The sequence below is a fragment of the Yersinia sp. LJYL362 genome (genome assembly GCF_048323875.1).
Genome location: NZ_JBLWEX010000207.1, coordinates 1 through 16,581 on the forward strand (window position 1 = coordinate 1; position 16,581 = coordinate 16,581).

A 16,581-nucleotide genomic window follows, 5' to 3' on the forward strand; every position below is an offset into this window, starting at 1 on the left:
TGTATCTTACTCACATTGATGCTGAAGTTGGGGGCGATACCCATTTCCCAGATTATGAGCCAGATGAGTGGGAAAGCACCTTTAGTGAGTTCCATGATGCAGACGAGGCTAATTCACACAGCTATTGCTTCGAGATCCTTGAGCGCCGCTAATTGCACTTGCAATCTTAAGTTAGAAAAAAGCGAGGTTGATGACAAACCTATTTTGTCGCACTGAGACTGGCGGGGTGACTGCACCGATGGGCACTCCGACGGCTCACGCCGTTACGACCCATTCGGTACATTTCCCCGCTTATCCACTTTGTTAGTAGGTTTTTCTAATTGTCAGTTTCTAATTATTGATATCTTACAAGTAACTAGAGGGATCTTTTGCTGCGGCGGCTATTTCGTCAGCATGGGTTATTTCAGCTTCCACTTTGAAAGCAGGTTGTGTGAAGTAACGTTTATCTTCCCAACGAAGCAGGGTTAGTTCGCCCCCCCAGCAACAGCCAGTATCCAGCCCATAAATTCCTTCTGGCACACCTTTCCCTTCCAGTGATGCCCAGTGACCAAAAATAATCGAATATTCAGGGCTGACCCGTCGCGGTAACTCAAACCAAGGTTTAAGCGGGGCTGGGGCATTGTCTGGTGTGTCTTTACAGATCATATCCAGTTGCCCATTTGGGAAGCAAAAACGCATGCGGGTCAATGCATTAGTACTAAAACGCAAGCGTGCTAACCCTGTCAACTCGGGTGACCAGTTATTGGGCATATCACCGTACATTGCGTCCAGAAAGAGTGGATAGCTGTCACTGCTCAAGACAGATTCTACTTCACGGGCACACATCTGGGCGGTTTCGATATCCCACTGAGGGGTGATACCGGCGTGAGCCATAATTAATTTTAGGTCATCATCAACCTGCAAAACTGGTTGGCGACGTAACCAATTAATTAGTTCGTCAGCATCAGGGGCTTCTAGTAGTGGTGTGATACGGTCTTTAGGTTTGTTACGGCTAATACCAGCGTAAACAGCCAGCAAATGCAGATCATGGTTACCCAGAACCATACGAACGGCGGGCCCTAATGAGCGGACGTAGCGTAGTACATCCAGTGACGCGGGGCCGCGGGCTACTAAATCGCCGGTCAACCACAAGGTATCTTGCTGCGAGTCAAAGTCTACTTGCGCTAATAGCGCAAGCAACTCGTCAAGGCAGCCATGAACATCGCCAATAAGATAAGTAGACATAGTTGAGGTCAGCGTTAATGGATAAGTGCGGGGATCGCTAAACGGAACACCGGAATCACAGTACGGAACGCCTGACCAAGGTGATCAACCATCTCATAATGCCCCTCCATGGTACCCAGCGGCGTTTCTAGCACAGCCCCGCTGGTGTATTGGAACTCGTTACCTGGCAGAATCAGCGGCTGTTCACCGATAACTCCTTCGCCCTGAACTTCTGTCTGCCGGCCATTACTATTAGTAATTAACCAATAGCGGCCCATAAGTTGCACATTTGAACGGCCCAGATTACGAATCGTCACGGTATAGGCAAAGACGAAACGTTCCTCGTCTGGTATCGACTGAGTTTCCACATAGATACTTTGCACCTGTACACAAACGCGGGGCTGTTCAATCATAATGTGCTCCTGCTTATTCTTGCGGTGTTGATTGAGCTGAAAGCCAGTTAGCCAGCTTACAATATTGCGCTACCGAAATATTTTCTGCCCGCAGTATCGGGTCAATACCTAATTCGATTAACTGCTCTGGAGTGAATAGATCACCCAAGCTGTTACGCACGGTTTTTCGGCGTTGGTTGAACGCTTGTGTCGTAATGCGGCTAAGCATACGCACATCACCGACCGGATTAGGTGTGTTCACATGCGGTATTAGACGCACTACAGCTGAATCCACTTTTGGGGCTGGAGTAAAGGCAGTTGGCGGCACTTCCAACACAGGGATGACGTTGCAGTAATATTGCGCCATGACGGTCAAACGACCATAAGCTTTACTGTTAGGCCCGGCAACCAAGCGATTAACTACCTCTTTTTGCAACATGAAATGCATGTCACGAATAGCAGAAGTATAGCTGAAAAGATGGAACATCAGCGGGGTCGAGATATTGTAGGGTAAGTTACCAAATACCCGTAATGGCTGCCCTGCATGCTCTGCTAATTCAGAAAAATTGATTTTCATCGCATCTTCTTGATGGATAGTGAGCTTGTCTTTCAGCTGAGGATGACTGGCTAGGCGAGCCGCTAAGTCGCGGTCCAACTCAATAACAGTCATGTGATCCATACGAGCAGCTACAGGTTCAGTTAATGCGCCTAAACCGGGGCCAATCTCCACAACCGCCTCACCTGGAACCGGATGGATAGCGGAGACAATACTGTCGATGACAAACTGATCGTTTAAAAAGTTTTGTCCAAAGCGTTTGCGGGCAAAATGCCCTTGGTGGACTCTATTATTCATTGCTGTTATTTATCATTTTAATGGCTAAGTTTAATGCCGTAATGAAACTGCCAACATCGGCAGAACCGGTTGCGGCGAGTTCTAAAGCGGTACCGTGATCCACAGATGTGCGGATAAAAGGCAGCCCGAGCGTAATATTGACCGCCCGACCAAATCCTTGATATTTCAGTACGGGTAGCCCTTGATCATGATACATGGCCAGAACGGCATCTGCATGTTGCAGATATTTGGGCTGAAATAGTGTGTCTGCGGGGAGTGGACCGATAAGGTTTATCCCTTGCAGACGCAATGCATCTAGCGCGGGAATTATCGTATCGATCTCTTCATGGCCCATATGACCCCCTTCGCCCGCATGAGGATTAAGTCCACACACGTAAATCTGTGGTTGGTGAATACCAAATTTGGTTTTCAGGTCATTATCAAGAATGGAGATCACTTCATGCAGGCTGGCTGGTGTTATTGCCCCAGGTACTGCCAGTAAAGGCAAGTGAGTGGTCGCCAGCGCGACCCGCAGCTCTTCTGTTGCCAACATCATCACCACCCGTGAGCAGTGGCTGCGGTCGGCGAAGAATTCGGTATGCCCGATAAAAGAGATACCTGCATCATTGATAATACTTTTTTGTACCGGGCCGGTGACTAATGCGGCAAATTCGCCACTGATTGCGCCATCACAGGCTTTAGCGAGTGTCTCCACTACATAGTGGCTGTTTTTGACATCAAGCTGGCCTGGTATCACTTCAGCCGCTATCTTCACAGGCAAAATAGTCAGAGTGCCAGCTCGTTGTGCCAATGCTGGCTTATCTTGCTGGTATTCACGTAGCTGTAGTGGCAGGTTAAGTTGGTTAGCGCGAGCAAGCAGCAAGGCCGGATCAGCACACACCACTAACTCAACAGGCCAATCCTGCTGTGCCAGGGCGACGACCAAATCCGGCCCAACCCCGGCAGGCTCGCCGGGGGTAATAACAATACGATTATTGTGGTTTTGCATCACTACCATCAAGAATTTTCACATAAGCTGCAGCGCGCTGTTCTTGCATCCAAGTTTGAGCTTCTTCTGCAAACTTACGGCTAAAGAGCATACGGTACGCCCGATCTTTCTGTGCTGCATCAGTTTTGTCGACCTGACGGGTATCAACAACCTGAATTAAATGCCAGCCGAAAGAGGAATGAACAGGTGCGCTAATTTCGCCTTTTTGCAATTTCATCAGCGCATCCCGGAATGCAGGATCATAAATATCTGGCGCAGCCCAACCTAAATCACCACCCTGCATGGCAGAACCAGGATCCTGAGAGATCTCTTTAGCTATTGTAGCAAAGTTGGCTTTGCCGCTCTTAATATCTGCAGCCGCAGCCATTAACTTGGCTCGGGCCTGATCATCGGTCATTACCGGTGAGGGTTTCAGCAAGATGTGACGCGCGTGAACTTCGGTAACTGAAATAGTTTTATCAGCGCCACGAATATCATTCACTTTCAGAATGTGGAAGCCAACACCGGAACGGATTGGACCAACAACATCACCTTTGTTCGCCGATTGTAGTCTTTCAGCAAACAGAGAAGGCAATTCCTGCAATTTACCCCAACCCATCTGGCCGCCTTTCAGCGCCTGAGAGTCAGCCGAGTTTGCGATAGCCAATTTACCAAAATCAGCCCCGCCTTTAATGTCGGATACTAATTTATTGGCCAGATCTTCAGCCTGATCAACTTGTTGTTGAGATGGATTTTCTGGCAGTGGGATCAGGATGTGGCTCAGATTGAGTTCGGCATCACCGCTGGGCTGGTTGCCAATTTGTTTGGCTAACGACTCAACTTCTTGCGGCAGAATAGTAATACGGCGGCGCACTTCGTTGTTACGCACTTCTGACGTCAGCATCTCTTTGCGGATTTGCTCACGGTAGGTATCGTAATTCAGACCATCGGCGGCTAAACGGCTACGCATCTGCGCGGGCGTCATACGGTTTTGCGCGGCAATGTCAGCGATAGCTTTGTCCAGCGCTTGGTCACTGATGGTAATGCCCATCTTCTTGGCCATCTGCAATTGGATATTATCCATGATCAGGCGCTCAAGAATTTGATGACGTAATGTCGCATCATCCGGAACTTGTTGCCCAGCTTGCTGTGCATTCAGTTTCACTGATTGTAACAGACCGTCGACATCACTTTGCAGAACAACGCCGTTATCAACCACAGCGGCAACTTTATCAACTTCTTGTGGTGCTGCGAACGCGGTATTGGCACAGACAACCAATCCGAGAATAAGCGTTCTCCAGTTCTTCATACCTTTTCCATTTATGTAATCCGCTTTTGCGGGTTAAAATTCACTGTATTCAGTGTGTTACACAGTATCAGAATGCACTTTGATAAGGCAGTATACCTGAGCCAAGCATTTGCGCCGTCCCAAGATTATGGTCGCTGCTCAGACCACGTAATTCGATGTTAAAGCTGAATTTGTTGTCATACTTACTGGTTTCATTTTGGTTGTTCCAACCAGTGATTTTCCGTTCATAACCTAAGTTAATTGCCCAACAACAAGTATTGTATTGTACGCCAACCAATTGACTGGCAGGCTGATTGGCTTTGGTATCGTAGTAATAAGCCCCAACCAATGCCCAGCGGTCAGCAATCGGCCAGCTGGCGGTGGTACCAATCTGAGAAATACCCTGTTGGTAACCCGGGCTTTTCACGTTTGGTACTGCCGCTTGAATATATTCAGGGCTGGCATAGCGATAATTCAATTGAATCATACGCTCGGCGTCTTTCCTATACTCCATTACCGCATTGCCGAGGGTCAAACTCCCCAACCGGGTATCATACTGTGCTCCGCCTTTCAGGCCCAGTTGATCGCTAATGCGCCAGAATGTATCCCCTGCCCAAACCAAGCTACCAGTATCATCACTGTTATCAATGCTTTCGCTATTACCCGTCCGCGAACGGCTGAAGTAATAGATTTGACCCACTGAGACGTTAAAACGTTCAACCAGCTCATCATCATAAATGCGAGAAGTTAAACCGGTCGACACTTGATTTGCTGAAGCGATACGATCCAGGCCGCTGTATGTGCGGTCACGGAACAGGCCAGAGTAGTCTGATTGCATCAGCGTAGTATCGTAAATATAGATATCATCCTGATCCCGGTAAGGAACGTAGAGATACTGTACGCGCGGTTCCAATGTTTGGGTGAAGTCTTTGGCCCAATCCATTGGCCGATCAAATACCACTTTGCCATCAACTTTAAATTGCGGCATCACGCGGTTAACCGAATCTTTTAGGCCTGGAACCGTCGCATCCTGACCATTTTGGTTTTTGTAATTGCTGGCGAAGCCGTTGGGAATGTCTTGTTGATAATGCGTTGCCAGTAATTTAGCCTCAGTATTTAAACTCCCCCAGCCGTTGGCTAGCGGTAGGTTAATTGACGGTTCGATATGGAAACGATCAGCTTTCGGATTTTCCGGATTAACACTGGTGAACTTGGCGGCCTGACCATAGACATGCAGATCAAACGGGCCAATATCATTTTTATAGTAATTCATGTCCAGCTGTGGCTGGGCGCGGTAAGCATTATTGTTACCGCCGGTGGTAAATACCTGGAACTGTTTGGACGCCAGAGTGGCATCCCAGTTTTGGTCAGCATAACCGACACTGAAAATTTGTGTGGCGTAGCCGTCAGTGGTCGAACCGTATTTTGATGTTAAGTCGGTAAAGTAATCGGGGTCACTGACACGGGTGTAGTTGACATTAAAACGCCAAACTTTATCCATCACACCAGAGTGGCCCCAGTAGTACAACCAGCGAGTGGGGTCTTTTTCGGTACCATCAGCACCGTGATATAAGCGGTCACTCGGCAGCCAGTCCAATGCCATGGTACCGTAGCCGGGAGCCAACAAATAACGGAACTCATTTTGCCACTGCAAACCACGCCGCTCCATGTAATGGGGGGTAATGGTGGCATCGAAGTTTGGCGCAATGTTCCAGTAATACGGCAGCATAAATTCCAAGCCGTTATTACTGGTGTACTTCGCATTAGGGATCAGGAAACCTGAGCGGCGTTTATCACCGACCGGTAATTGCATATACGGACTATAAAACACCGGTACTTTGCCGATTTTAAAGCGGGCGTTCCAGATCTCTGCAACCTGTTCTTCACGATCGTGAATAACCTCTGAACCGACAACACTCCAGCTATTATCACCCGGCAAGCAGGAGGTGAATGTCCCATTTTCTAAAATGGTATAGCGGTTTTGACCCCGTAATTTCATTAAATCCGCATCACCACGGCCTTGACGACCGACCATCTGATATTTGCCTTTATCCATATCAGTGTCTTTGGTATTCAAGTTTGACCAGCCTTTCGGGCCTTTCAACTTGATTTGCGGATCGTCGTAATTAACGTCGCCAGTGGCTGTTACGGTACGAACCGGGATAGCTTCGCCGGGTTTTTGTACCTGCGTCAGCTCCACCTGATTGGCCGTTAACGTGCTATTACCTTGTTGGACAATAACATTGCCTGTAAATAGGGCATTGTCCGGGTAATTGGCTTCGGTTTTATCCGCATTAATACGAACCGGTAGCTGATTTGGATCGCCTGTAACCAAAGGTTGGTCATAGGTAGGTACGCCAAGCATGCATTGCTCGGAAAGGTCAGCCAGAGTGTGCTGGCTATATAGTGCCGTCCATATCAATGTGGCCAGCAGTGTTGGGAATCTTTTTTTCATACGCGGTTTTGGTGTTCCGTCATCGGGGGGCATCATGCCGGCAAACGGTCTGAGACTATATTACTCATCACAGTTGCGCTAGTGTTAAATCCGGCCGTTTACACGTCTCGCTGTTAGGCGCTGAGCTGAATGCCGAGTATGATAATGCAAATTTTGACTGACGGCATGATGAATTGAGGAGTATATGCAGTATTGGGGAAAACTGCTCGGTCTAATACTGGGCTTTCTGTCCGGTGGCGGCTGGGGTGCAATCTTGGGGTTGCTTGTTGGCCATATGGTCGACAAGGCGCGTAGCACAAAGCGCCGCGGCTATTTTGCCGATCAACAAACACGACAATTAATTTTTTTCCGCACCACTTTTCAGGTCATGGGGCATTTAACCAAGGCTAAAGGTCGGGTAACGGAGGTTGATATTCAACTTGCCAGCCAATTGATGGATAGAATGCAATTGCATGGCGAGGCTAGAACAGCGGCACAGCAAGCATTTCGTGAGGGGAAAGAGAGTGGGTTCCCGTTACGTGAGCGGTTGCAGGAATTACGCGGAGTTTGCTTTGGTCGTTTTGATTTAATTCGGATGTTTCTGGAAATTCAGTTACAGGCCGCATTTGCAGACGGTTCTTTGCATCCCAACGAACGGCAAGTGTTGTATGTCATTGCTGAAGAACTCGGGATCTCCCGTGGTCAGTTTGATCAGTTCCTGAGTATGATTGAAGGCGGGCGTCAGTTCGGCGGTGGTGGTGATTGGCAGGGCCAGCAGGGAGGATACTCTCAAGGGGGCTACCAGCGAGCACCACATGGCCCGACCTTAGAGGATGCTTGCAAAGTACTGGGCGTCAGCAGCACTGATGATAGTGTCACCATCAAGCGTGCTTATCGTAAACTCATGGGGGAACATCATCCAGATAAGCTGGTGGCGAAGGGGTTGCCGCCTGAAATGATGGAGATGGCCAAGCAAAAAGCCCAAGAGATCCAGGCCGCGTATGACTTGATCAAGCGCGAGAAGGGATTCAAGTAAGCGTTGTTGTGTCCGCAGTGCTAAAACCAGATCGGAACCTCTGTTCCGATCTGGTTTGATTTTGAAGCTACCTTCTACTGAGAAATCAAAATTCGGGTTCACATTTAAAATGCATTACCGTCCCAAATTCTGGGTGGGTAATACATAATTCCTGCGCATGTAACTGTAACCGCGATGCCATTGCTTTAGCCTCCGGAGGGGCGTAGAAGCCATCACCCAGGATGGGATGGCCTATCGCCAGCATATGAACCCGCAACTGATGTGAGCGCCCGGTGATGGGGGATAACTTGACTCGCGTGCTGCCGTCAGCATCCCGGGATAGCACCTGATACAGTGTTTGCGAGGGTTTACCGGTTTCATAACACACTTTCTGCTTTGGCCGATTCGGCCAGTCACAAATTAACGGCAGATCAATCAACCCTTCATCTTGTGCCAGATGGCCCCAAACCCGTGCAATATAAGACTTTTTCGGCTCGCGTTCACGAAATTGCCGCTTTAACTCACGCTCTGCCGCTTTGGTCAACGCGACCACAATGACGCCGCTGGTCGCCATATCTAGCCGGTGAACAGATTCAGCCGTCGGGAAATCGGCCTGAATACGGGTCATCACGCTATCTTTATTCTCTGGCGCGCGGCCCGGAACGGACAGCAAACCACTGGCTTTATTGACCACCATGATGTGCTGATCCTGATACAAAACTATCATATATACTTTTTTCCAACTGCTGCTTATCAGGTTTATTGGATTAATTGTTTGATTTTAAATGTTTTTAATTTTAATCTGTCGTCTCATTAAATCCCACTAAAAACCATCAAACCCTACACTTTACCGTAGGTCAAAATGTAGCTTTATCATTGCCTGTGGCGATACCTGATTATTTTCTCGATGTTCTGAATGTGTTAATATTAACCATAATTAAATGGAATGTTAATACTGAGGGAACAATGAATATTCACGATAATATAACCACCGGCACTGGCCCCCTAAATATCTACCCATCCACGCTTGGTATCATGACTCATTTCGGAAGATATTGAAATGAGCCTCAGTCTACCGGGTATCTATCTGTACAACCTATCAAGAGATAATCTTCCACCTGAAGATTATGAACGTATAGTCAGTGCATATGCAGGCTGGTCACGGATTTGCCGTGAGTATGAATTTGATGATGGTCACCACACCAGTCGCTATATCATTAACATGCGTGAAAGCCGGACTTACCATACCCAGGCTTCCTCTCGCGGGTCGCGTGAAAAAGAGAAACTGGAAAAAATGGTGTTTTCTGGTGAAGTAGTCATGTTGAGTGATATACATGGCCCTGCAAAGCTCTTTCACATCAATGAAGAGGGTGTGCTGATTTGCACCGATCCGCTTGCTTTTCGTTTTGATGGTGCGAAAAGAATTACTACTGAATACAGTAAGTCGGTGAGTCGAAGGGATTATCGGCACTCGGGAGGCAAACCACGACCAACACAAGTTCAGCGTTTGGTACGTGCTTCTGCGCCGGATTTACCAGAACCACAAGCCTTCCGTACGATCAACAGCAAGGCTGCGGGTCGTCTGCTGGCTCTTGGCGGAATTTACAACGGAAATATTGAAGGCTTTGCGAAAACAGCTAAAGATTTAGGCGGTGATGCGAATAAAGGATTTGAGCAGGTCATGAATGATGAGTCTAAAGGCTTACTCATTGCAAGCGCTTCAATCGCAGCGGGTCTTCGTCTTGGAAGATTAAATACTGTCCGGCAGATAGCAACGTTATCCAAACGTTCCACCATGAAGAAGTCCAGTACCGTTTCAGACAGACATGCTTACCTTAATGACAAATTTGGTCGAAGTGGTGATATCAATCACGATATCAATATTCGAGGTAATAGGCAGATTGTAAGAGATTTCATGCATAAAGAGGGTATTCCTAAAGAACAAATCGCATACCTAGAAAAAGGAATTAATCTTAACGAGACGGTATCGATCGAATCCATTAACAAGGGTAAGTTGGCTTACCAGAATCAGGCTCCGGGTAATTGGCAAGGCAATTGGTATTCATTAAATAAAAATATTCCACCCACCAAACTCGGCATCAACCCGGAAGGGAATTTGCGCGGCACCGATATCAAGGTACCTAAAGTGACGACGACCTATCAATCACAGCAGCCGATGCAGATGTTGCGCAGTACCGCTAATCCAGCACTGGATACCTGGTCAGTCCCTAAAGTGCCTTTCCAGACTGAAGGCGGTGGCATACAATGGTTCAGTACCAATAAAGACGGATGGAGTCCGAAAAAATGACCAACGATACCGCTTTAGATTACGTGGACAGGGCATTACGTCTGGCTCAGAAACGCCATCATCACATTAAGTATAACGTTATTGGTGGTGAGACGCTTGAACCCATGTATAACTCCATCGTTCAACAGTTGATTTATCTGCATAACGTCATTACCGGCGAGGAAAAAGATAAAAGTCGGATCCATAAAATGACTATGGGCATGTATGCAGCCAAGGAGTTTGACGTTATGGATCCAATTTTTGCCGATAGGATAGGCTCCGCTGTCTATATCGCCGATCAGATAGGGGGTGGTTTGAAAGTTCAGCTTCCTCATCAGGAAAATCCCGATAGTTACCAAAAGCGGCAGGAAAAGCTTAGGTCAGAATTCCCTGATGATTTTGACGTCTAATGATTAAAAGCCTCAGAAGAGGCTTTTTCATCTCGGTTGAACCATTCGCATTTATCATGACGCCCGTTCACCGTCCCTTGCTGTTAAAGCAAGTTTGAAATATCACCTTCTTGTCCAATTCCAGCTTATTGACCCACTCTAATACATTCCAGAAACGAACTTTAAACCCATTACGAATTCTGCTCATAGTGAACTTGCAAAAAAGCCAGCGGGATTAGCCGCTGGCCTTGGTACTGATAAGTCTGCTAACTGCTTAGCCTGTTAGCGACAGCCTAACCCTCAATGGTGGGTTAGGCCAGTGGCGTGATTATCTGACGCACATATAAGCCAGACTGCCGTTACCACCTGCATGTGATATCCCGGTGTCCGGATGGAAATCATTGCCACTGGTTGATGTCCAGATAATTGATGCTGACGGGAAGTCAGGATAATTCTTCAGATTCCCCCATTCACCAAAGAAAGTACCGATACCACGTGCCGTACCACCGGTTGACAGTTCATTCTCATTTGGCAATCTCAGCCCTTGAGCAGCACATGCACTATTGGCTACCGCCCAACTCACTGTGGTCGAATTATAGTCGCCAACCCAAGCGTTTAACGTAAACTGATAAGTGAATACTTTACTCTTGTCTTGTTTCCAGGTTGCAGTAATTGTGACTGTTCCCGTCGTGTCATTGTCAAGATTAACCAAACCCGAGCTGCTGACACTGATGTTAGTATCACTGCTGGCCCACTCATAGTTGCTATTATTAGCCACATTACCGTGGGGTGCTAATTGGAAGTTGGCGTTTTTAAACCCAGTGGTTGGGAAACCGCTACTCACATTGAAGCCGCTATAAGCATTCACCGGGGTATTCAGTGTTGCTTTAGAGAAATCAGGATAGAACGTCACCTCTTTATCATGAGAACTGCTGACACCCGCAGTGTTAGTCATCGCAGCTGTTACCGTACTGATGGTACCACCTACATTAGTCATGGTCAGGTCGGTTGCCGCTTTACCATCAATATCTGTTTGTATTGAAGCGGTTTTTACCGTCACACCATTGGTCGCTGTGAAAGTCACGGTCATATTAGGGACGGGATTTCCCTGTTTATCCAGCACGATGGCTTGCACCCGGTTAGTCCCGCTACCTGCTGTTTGATTATTCACTTCCACGGTAAAGTTATCCGCAGTAATGAGGGCTGTCGCCGCATCAGCGATAAACTTCACATCTACCTGTTGCTCCATACCATTAAGTTTTGCCGTCACCGTATAGTTACCCGGCTTGGTACTGAGTATTTTCGCGGTAGCGACACCCTGAGCATCGGTGGCGGTAAATTCACTGATTGTTGCATCGCTCGTGGTACTGAAAGCGACATTGATATTAGGCACGGTGTTACCGAACTTATCCACCACCGTCAGTTTTACCATATTGGTGCTGCTACCATCGGCAGGTTGACCGTCAGTAACCAATTGCAGTTTATGTTCAGCACTGCCATCCAGAGTGGCACTGCCGGCATCCGCGATAAAGTTCACATCAACCTGTTGTGTTTCACCGTTTAGTTCGGCTTTAACCGTGTAGCTATTCGCTTTGGAACTGGTGATAGTTGCCGTTGCAATCCCTTGTTTATCACTGATTGTAGTCGCAACAATGTTAGCATTAGCATCTACGGTGAAATTGACTGTAACACCTGACAATTTATTGCCATAAGCATCGACAACTACCGCTTTCACCTGGTTCGCCGTAGTATTATCGGCAATGCTACCAGTAGTCACAATTTGCAGACTGCTATCTTGAATTGTCGCAGTACTCTCATCGGCAAGCATGGCAACTTTAGTTTTCACATCACTCAATGGCACACCATTAATCTGAGCGCTGATATTAATCAGTTGTGGTTTGCTGCCGGCGGTGAGTGTGGCCTGATAAACCCCAGGCGCTGACTCGCTGATTTGCGTTATCGAATGTTCAACACTTGGCAATGGCGCGGCACGTGCAACTCTGGCGCGTTTCGAGTCAGGTAATTCTACCAGTTCAAGAGAGAATGTCAGTTCATCGACAATCCCGGTAATCGGCTGGTTGTTGTTGTCCTTAATATTAAGTTCAATCACGCTGCTTGCTGTGGCATTGGCTGGCATAGACTCAGGTGAAGCGGTCAGGCCAGAAGCGGTAGTATTCACCCCATAGCTGTCTACCACGATATCGCTGTAAGCAACCGGAGAAGCATTACCCTGAGTGTCGTAAGCAATAGCACTAATACGATAAGTGTTATTACCCTCACCGCCCGCCAGATAGCTTGGCAATGTTACCTGCCAATTATTGCCGCTGCCGGTCATTTTCCCACCGGCGAGCGTCAAGGTACTGGCTTCCCACTCAATACGATCAATACCTTGTTGCGCCGTGGCATTTGCCACTAATGGCATTGTTTGTCTTGCCGCACCACTAACACGTGCTGGTAACTCTAGGGTGACCAAATTCTGTTTGCGGTATTTCATTACAATTTGATTATTACGATCGACCAGATTATAGCGGCTACCCATTAGGCTACGTTTAATTGCTACTGCATCAGAGTCGAGTTGATGTGCCAGAGGCGTACCAAATACATAGTTAAAACCAAGATTAAACTGGGTGTCATTCATTCCGGCGCGGCCCATCTTGTGGTCGACACCTACAGTTACTAAAGGAACTGGGGTGTAATTCACCCCTACTGTGACCGCTAGCGGGTTTTTCTGACGATTATCTACGCCAAACAAACCCACTTCATCACCAAAATATTGTTCATATATCAGCTTGCCACCCAGTTGTGGCAAGGTGGGCAAATAAGCTTCACTGCGGATATCAAAGCCGTTTGCGACTTTTTCATCATACTTATCGAGATCGGGCGAGTTTTTCCAACCACTAACACCAAAGTAGCCGTTAGCGGCCAGATTAATAAAATCACGACCATATTCAGCACCGACGCCAATACGGGTATGGCTATAGCTGGCATCATGATCAACAAATAAGTTGTAGCCCAGCATTTGCTGGGCAAAGAAATGGCGTTGGCCCAAGCCAAAGTTTACTGTCACGCGGTCATCAATATAACGGCCACCCAACTGAGTAAAGGTAAGCAAATCTGGGCTATCGGTCAGTGGCAGCAACACATCGAGTTGGCTGCCTTTAAGACTCAGTTTTTCATCCAGATTGAGTTGTACTTTCGCACTACCAAACTGATTAAACCATTTTTGCAATGCTTCATTACCCGCACTCGAGGCGGTGCCACGTGCAATGGAACTCGCTTGTTTGGCTGAATCACCATCGGCCAATATTGATGCCAAGCGTGTTGCTGCATCGGCGGTAGACTGTTCAGCCTGTGAGGCCGAACGCTGGGTCTCACCCGTGGCGACGGCTCCTGCCGCCATGACTGCTGGGGTAAATGTAATACTTAACGGAAATATGGCCTGGATGACAATATTTGCCCAGATGACTGATTTCGAAATTCGTGTTTTATTTAACGATTTGGTTTGATGTAGTGATGATACGCGATGCAAACTCATACTTATCTATGCTCTATAAGTCAATAATGAATAAAAATAACAAAATACGCTTATTTGTATTTATGAATTAAACGGCATTGCTCCGATGTATCAAGTACGGGAGATCTGCCATAAAAATGGTGAAATTGTTGTTGTGACTGAAGTCTGTGAGTGGATATTTGTTGGTATATAGATAAAACAGTCATATTAAGGCTCATCGGTATTAACACTTTAGACACAAGAAATAATATGATTAATTTAACTATTTACTAATAAAACAAGCACATACTATGTTTTTATCACAGCAAATTTATTACTGTATCCAGCGATTCTGGAGTAAATCACAAGAGATACATTAGTGACACCATGAGTGAACTTAAGTTACAAATTTGATGGGCTATTAAACAACATGTAACATACTTTATATATCGGAACACAAGAGAACTTCATGTGGGAATTTTCCTACATGAAATTTCATTTAAGGTTTGTTTATTATTATCAGGTGACAGATTTAAACCACTTATTATAAATGGGTATTCATTTAGTCAGCGAAAGTAACAACTAAAAACAAGTTAATTTTAAATGTCAATCGAGCATAATTCTGAAAATAAGTGTGATATTAATAATGAGTGTGCATTATTAATTTAAATTTGTCTAAATAGACGAGGGTCTAAATTATTTCGTTCTGTTGCTATCATTGGATGGTGATCCAATTATCCGCAATCGCGGTGTAACGAAATGAGAGGATAGAAAGTCGGAAAGTAAGGTTTTATCAGGTGACGCCGTCAGAAAGACTTAGAGGTGGATTAGAATTGATGCTGATGCTGATGCTGATGCTATATGCATGACAGCCGTGATAATCATCAGTTATGAGTCAGAGTGGTATCCTGTAACTTGAATACCACTCTGATAAATTACTGGTGCGTGACCACCACCAGACGAATAGCATCCAAACGCCAACCCGCCTGATTGAGGTTTTCCAGCACCATTTTACGGTTATGTTCCAACGTCTCTATTTCATCATCGCGAATATTAGGGTTAACCGCTTTCAGGGCTTCCAAACGAGCCAGTTCGGTGCTCAGTTTATCGTCCGCTTCCTGCTTGGCCGCTTCAATCAACAAACGCGCCTGTTCTTCAACTAGCGCTTCTGCTTGTTGCAACATTGCGTGAACTTCTTGCTGAACCGCGTTGACCAGTTTGCTGGAGGTATGGCGATTGACGGCATTCAACTGGCGATTGAAGCTTTCAAATTCAACCTGTGCGGCCAAATTGGTGCCGTTCTTATCCATCAGCATCCGTACCGGTGTTGGCGGTAAGAAGCGGGTCAATTGCAAGTGTTTTGGCGCTTGCGCTTCAACCACATAGACCAATTCAGCGAGCAGAGTACCCACGGGCAATGCTTTGTTTTTCAACAAAGAAACTGCACAACTGCCTGTATCGCCGGAGAGGATCAGATCCAAACCGTTGCGGATGATTGGGTGTTCCCAACTGACAAACTGAGCATCTTCGCGCGATAATGCCTGTTCGCGATCAAATGTCACCGTGCAACCATCTTGTGGTAATCCGGGGAAATCCGGCACCAACATATGGTCAGATGGGGTCAACACAATCAAATTGTCGCTGCGGTCTTCTTGGTTGATCCCGACAATATCGAACAGGTTTAGCGCAAAACTGACTAAATTGACGTCATTGTCTTGATCCGCAATGATTTGTGCCAGTTCTTGCCCATGTTCACCGCCGTTGGAGTGCATCTCCAGCAAGCGGTCACGGCCCTGTTCCAATTGCAGTTTCAGCCCTTCATGCTGTTGGCGGCAGGTGTGGATAAATTCATCCAGCCCTTCCTGCTCACTTGGTGTTGCCAGGTAAGTAATCAATTCTTGATAGCCGCTGTCATAAATAGTGCGGCCCGTCGGGCAGGTGTGCTCGAAAGCATCCAAACCTTCGTGATACCAGCGCACCAGTACCGCCTGCGCGGTATTTTCCAGATACGGCACCATTATCTGGATTTCACGGTTTTGGCCGATCCTATCCAGACGACCAATACGTTGCTCAAGCAAGTCTGGGTTAAACGGTAAATCGAACATCACCAGTTGGCAGGCAAACTGGAAGTTGCGCCCTTCAGAGCCGATTTCTGAACACAATAATACCTGTGCGCCGTCTTCTTCGGAGGCAAAATAGGCCGCCGCGCGGTCACGTTCAATCAGTGATAAACCTTCATGGAATACTGCGGCACGGATAG

The 16,581-nt window shown here is 47.0% G+C and carries 13 protein-coding genes; 4 read left to right on the plus strand and 9 right to left on the minus strand.

Features of this window, described 5'->3' with window-relative positions; genetic code table 11:
- Positions 1 to 152 (plus strand): dihydrofolate reductase (locus tag ACNSO8_RS10785; RefSeq protein WP_418394473.1); only part of this gene is annotated, 152 nt, incomplete at its 5' end.
- Positions 153 to 345: 193 nt separating this feature from the next.
- Here the strand turns inward: ACNSO8_RS10785 and apaH are convergent.
- The 6 genes from apaH to lptD form a co-directional block, all read right to left on the minus strand.
- Positions 346 to 1,224 (minus strand): bis(5'-nucleosyl)-tetraphosphatase (symmetrical) ApaH, encoded by an 879-nt coding sequence (apaH, locus tag ACNSO8_RS10790; RefSeq protein WP_418394614.1) that lies wholly within the window; start codon positions 1,222 to 1,224, stop codon positions 346 to 348.
- A 14-nt stretch (positions 1,225 to 1,238) separates the two neighbouring features.
- Positions 1,239 to 1,616 (minus strand): Co2+/Mg2+ efflux protein ApaG, encoded by a 378-nt coding sequence (gene apaG, locus ACNSO8_RS10795; protein WP_418394615.1) that lies wholly within the window; start codon positions 1,614 to 1,616, stop codon positions 1,239 to 1,241.
- A 13-nt stretch (positions 1,617 to 1,629) separates the two neighbouring features.
- Positions 1,630 to 2,448, minus strand: coding sequence for a 16S rRNA (adenine(1518)-N(6)/adenine(1519)-N(6))-dimethyltransferase RsmA (gene rsmA, locus ACNSO8_RS10800; protein WP_418394616.1), 819 nt, complete (start codon positions 2,446 to 2,448; stop codon positions 1,630 to 1,632).
- The gene (gene pdxA / locus ACNSO8_RS10805) at positions 2,441 to 3,436 is read right to left on the minus strand and encodes a 4-hydroxythreonine-4-phosphate dehydrogenase PdxA (RefSeq protein ID WP_418394617.1); all 996 of its coding nucleotides are present in this window, start codon (positions 3,434 to 3,436) and stop codon (positions 2,441 to 2,443) included. Before pdxA ends, rsmA begins: the two co-directional genes overlap by 8 nt.
- Positions 3,420 to 4,724 carry a peptidylprolyl isomerase SurA gene (gene surA / locus ACNSO8_RS10810; RefSeq protein ID WP_418394618.1) on the minus strand — a complete coding sequence of 435 codons (1,305 nt, stop codon included), beginning with the start codon at positions 4,722 to 4,724 and terminating at the stop codon, positions 3,420 to 3,422. The genes pdxA and surA overlap by 17 nt, the downstream gene beginning before the upstream one ends.
- Positions 4,725 to 4,791: 67 nt before the next feature.
- Positions 4,792 to 7,158 (minus strand): LPS assembly protein LptD, encoded by a 2,367-nt coding sequence (gene lptD / locus ACNSO8_RS10815; protein ID WP_418394619.1) that lies wholly within the window; start codon positions 7,156 to 7,158, stop codon positions 4,792 to 4,794.
- A gap of 184 nt (positions 7,159 to 7,342) precedes the next feature.
- Here lptD and djlA point away from each other — a divergent pair, with 184 nt between their 5' ends.
- On the plus strand, positions 7,343 to 8,173 hold the full coding sequence (gene djlA, locus ACNSO8_RS10820; RefSeq protein WP_418394620.1) for a co-chaperone DjlA: 831 nt from the start codon (positions 7,343 to 7,345) through the stop codon (positions 8,171 to 8,173).
- 85 nt (positions 8,174 to 8,258) lie between these two features.
- Here the strand turns inward: djlA and rluA are convergent, their stop codons facing one another.
- The gene (rluA, locus tag ACNSO8_RS10825; RefSeq protein ID WP_418394621.1) at positions 8,259 to 8,879 is read right to left on the minus strand and encodes a bifunctional tRNA pseudouridine(32) synthase/23S rRNA pseudouridine(746) synthase RluA; all 621 of its coding nucleotides are present in this window, start codon (positions 8,877 to 8,879) and stop codon (positions 8,259 to 8,261) included.
- 333 nt (positions 8,880 to 9,212) lie between these two features.
- Here rluA and ACNSO8_RS10830 point away from each other — a divergent pair, with 333 nt between their 5' ends.
- Together ACNSO8_RS10830 and ACNSO8_RS10835 are read left to right on the plus strand one after the other, a co-directional pair.
- On the plus strand, positions 9,213 to 10,460 hold the full coding sequence (locus ACNSO8_RS10830) for a polymorphic toxin type 46 domain-containing protein (protein ID WP_418394622.1): 1,248 nt from the start codon (positions 9,213 to 9,215) through the stop codon (positions 10,458 to 10,460).
- Entirely contained in the window at positions 10,457 to 10,849 is a 393-nt protein-coding gene (locus ACNSO8_RS10835; RefSeq protein WP_418394623.1) for an immunity protein Tsi6 family protein, read from the plus strand. Before ACNSO8_RS10830 ends, ACNSO8_RS10835 begins: the two co-directional genes overlap by 4 nt.
- Before the next feature lie 307 nt (positions 10,850 to 11,156).
- Here ACNSO8_RS10835 and ACNSO8_RS10840 read toward each other — a convergent pair whose 3' ends face one another.
- A complete protein-coding gene (locus ACNSO8_RS10840; RefSeq protein WP_418394624.1) occupies positions 11,157 to 14,363 on the minus strand; it encodes an inverse autotransporter beta domain-containing protein in 3,207 nt (1,068 codons plus the stop codon).
- Positions 14,364 to 15,256: 893 nt separating this feature from the next.
- The coding region (gene rapA, locus ACNSO8_RS10845; protein ID WP_418394625.1) for an RNA polymerase-associated protein RapA at positions 15,257 to 16,581 on the minus strand (1,325 nt) is incomplete at its 5' end.

Coding starts and splice junctions, on each gene's coding strand:
- apaH (WP_418394614.1), bottom strand. CDS start 1,224: ATGTCTACTTATCTTATTGGCGATGTTCATGGCTGCCTTGACGAGTTG.
- apaG (WP_418394615.1), bottom strand. CDS start 1,616: ATGATTGAACAGCCCCGCGTTTGTGTACAGGTGCAAAGTATCTATGTG.
- rsmA (WP_418394616.1), bottom strand. CDS start 2,448: ATGAATAATAGAGTCCACCAAGGGCATTTTGCCCGCAAACGCTTTGGA.
- pdxA (WP_418394617.1), bottom strand. CDS start 3,436: ATGCAAAACCACAATAATCGTATTGTTATTACCCCCGGCGAGCCTGCC.
- surA (WP_418394618.1), bottom strand. CDS start 4,724: ATGAAGAACTGGAGAACGCTTATTCTCGGATTGGTTGTCTGTGCCAAT.
- lptD (WP_418394619.1), bottom strand. CDS start 7,158: ATGAAAAAAAGATTCCCAACACTGCTGGCCACATTGATATGGACGGCA.
- djlA (WP_418394620.1), top strand. CDS start 7,343: ATGCAGTATTGGGGAAAACTGCTCGGTCTAATACTGGGCTTTCTGTCC.
- rluA (WP_418394621.1), bottom strand. CDS start 8,879: ATGATAGTTTTGTATCAGGATCAGCACATCATGGTGGTCAATAAAGCC.
- ACNSO8_RS10830 (WP_418394622.1), top strand. CDS start 9,213: ATGAGCCTCAGTCTACCGGGTATCTATCTGTACAACCTATCAAGAGAT.
- ACNSO8_RS10835 (WP_418394623.1), top strand. CDS start 10,457: ATGACCAACGATACCGCTTTAGATTACGTGGACAGGGCATTACGTCTG.
- ACNSO8_RS10840 (WP_418394624.1), bottom strand. CDS start 14,363: ATGAGTTTGCATCGCGTATCATCACTACATCAAACCAAATCGTTAAAT.